A 1,512-nucleotide genomic window follows, 5' to 3' on the forward strand; every position below is an offset into this window, starting at 1 on the left:
AAACTTATGTAGATAATAACTTTCGCACTTCAACGCTCCCCAAAAGGACTCCATCGGTCCGTTATCAATACATCTTCCAACCCGAGACATGCTTTGTGTAATGCCTGCCACGCGTGTCATATGACGAAACGCATGAGACGTATATTGAAATCCTCGATCACTATGAAGCAAGGGACGACTTCCGGGTGCGCCCTGTAGGGCGAGTTCGAGAGTATCGAACACGAGCTGATTATTATTGGAGTGCCCAAGAACGAAGGCACGGATGGATCCATCATATAGGTCTAGAATGGCGCTCAAATATACCTTCTGAGAGGCGCCGTACTTCAGTTCCGTGACATCCGTCACCCATTTTTGGTTCGGTCCTGCCGCGTTGAAATCACGGTTCAGAATGTTCTCTGCGGTCTGTTGAGGGCGGTTACGAATATACAAAGGACGTTTCCGGCGTATGACGCAATGAATACCGGCGACATGCATCAGACGACGGACACGCTTCGCGTTGACGTTTCTTCCGAAACGGCGTTTCAGGTTCAATGTCATCCGTCGGTAGCCATAGATTCCGTTCACCGCAAGGTGGATCTCGTTCATCTCTTCGATGATTTTCATGTTCTCCGTCTCACGTGTCTGCGGTATACCGATCCGGCGTAACCACTTGTAGTAGGCAGCGCGCGAGACACCAGCGAGGTGACATAGGGCGATGATCGGGTAACCGAATTGCTCTACCGATGATTGGATGGCTTCATATTTATCTTGAAGACGAATTTGACTTAACGTGACCTCCTCTCGATCTCCTCTAACTTTTTTAAGAAATCATTCTCCATGCGTAGACGCTCATTTTCTCGCTCGAGTCTTTTCAGCTCTAACGCCAAACGTTCTTCATCCGTCAATTCTTCTACTGGCTTCTGACGTCCGCGACGGTCCATCAGCGCGTCGATTCCGTCCTTCTCGAACTTTCTTACCCAACTATAGATTTGTTGGTATGAGACCCGATGGGTCTCCATGATGTGTTGATAGTCTTTTCCGCTTTGTATACAATCCATAACTGCCTGGACACGTTCTTCGAATGTAGTGGTTCTACCTTTAGTCATAGTGGATCGCTCCTTCAATGGTTTCCCTTGAGTACTATGACTAGTATACTTCTCTATCCACTTCGCAAGTAGGCCTTTATCCGAGATATCAAACCGTGCCGTAGCGCTAATAAGCGATTCCTTTTGGTCGAGTACTGCACGTATAGCCTTCATCTTCAGTTCTTCCGGATAACGCGTCCACTCTGTTCGATTACGAAGTGCCATGGAGCCGCCCGTACGATATTTTGTCCTCCATCTATTTAAGGTGCTGACTGAAAGCTCGAAGAGCGAGGCAATCGACTTGATTGAGTCTGTTCCATCCTCACACATCTGAATGATGCGTAGTTTTTGATCCATCGAAAACTTAGATGTAGCCATAGAAAAAGCTCCCTTCAAAAAGTAGACAGTTTTTGTTATTTCAACTGTCTACTTTTTGGGGAGCATATCA

Annotated in this window: 2 protein-coding genes; both read right to left on the reverse strand. The window is 47.0% G+C overall.

What is annotated here, in order from left to right; all coding sequences use genetic code 11:
- Window positions 1-759, reverse strand: a 759-nt coding sequence (locus ACRPK8_RS15730; RefSeq protein ID WP_432238988.1) for an IS3 family transposase, incomplete at its 3' end; no start/stop codon positions are given.
- Between the two features lie 5 nt (window positions 760-764).
- Window positions 765-1,442: a transposase gene (locus ACRPK8_RS15735; RefSeq protein WP_432238987.1), complete on the reverse strand. Its 678-nt coding sequence runs from the start codon at window positions 1,440-1,442 to the stop codon at window positions 765-767.
- Window positions 1,443-1,512 lie beyond the last annotated feature (70 nt).

Source organism: Exiguobacterium sp. TDN 0502 (assembly GCF_050846835.1).
Lineage (GTDB): Bacteria > Bacillota > Bacilli > Exiguobacteriales > Exiguobacteriaceae > Exiguobacterium_A.